Here is an 818-nt window from a genome sequence, read left to right on the forward strand (position 1 = left end):
CACTTACGAGGTGTCCTTCCGGACTGGTAAACGTTGCTCTAGACAATCAACATTTTCCCAGACCAGAAGGACATTTCACTTCACGGCACGCCCACGAACCGCACCCGACATGGTGGATCGGGGCTGAGTGAGGCTGCGAAGCTCGCCAACCAGTTCCTCGCCAGCCCAGCGCAGAAGCGCAGGAAGGAGGCTCGTCGACGACCCGCCCCTCAGCTCTGACTCGCGACGCCCATCCCGGCTCCGCGCGGAGGCGGGGCGTGGTGCTGCCCGGAAATTGGCCCACTAGATTTCCACTTTTTGGCCCACTAACTTCCTTCGCGTCGATGTCAACTCGCTGCCGGACGAGGGTCGTTGGACCCGATTCCGGACCCGTGACGGGACCGAGTGGAGATCATCGAAAACGAAAGAAGCCCTGACAAGAAATTGCTTCTCATCAGGGCTTTTCAGTCGGGATGACAGGATTTGAACCTGCGACCCCCTGACCCCCAGTCAGGTGCGCTACCAAGCTGCGCCACATCCCGTTGTTTAGTTGTTTCGGACTGATCCGAGGGCTATTGAACTTATCCCCCAGGCGTCCAAAGAGGGTCCTCGGCCTAGAATTCCGCGTAGTTCTGCGGCTCAGGAGACCTCAATGCACGTCATGGTTTGGAGGGATTGCATGATTTTGGTCCCCTTCTGGTCCCCTACGAGGAGTAGTGCCCCGTAGCGTGGTGTAGCCCACGGTGGCCGGCTCGTCGCTCGCGACGTAAGCGCGGTCACCGTGTGATCCTTCGAGAAGTCTCTTACCTCCACTCGAAAGGCATCATCACGATGACCGC

1 tRNA gene is annotated in these 818 nt (G+C 59.0%); it reads right to left on the reverse strand.

The annotated features are described in order from the left end of the window. Nucleotides 1-447: 447 nt before the first annotated feature. A tRNA-Pro gene (locus WFM69_RS19275) sits at nucleotides 448-521 on the reverse strand. Between the last annotated feature and the right edge of the window lie 297 nt (nucleotides 522-818).

It is taken from the genome of Microbacterium sp. LB12 (assembly GCF_037150835.1).
Lineage (GTDB): Bacteria > Actinomycetota > Actinomycetes > Actinomycetales > Microbacteriaceae > Microbacterium.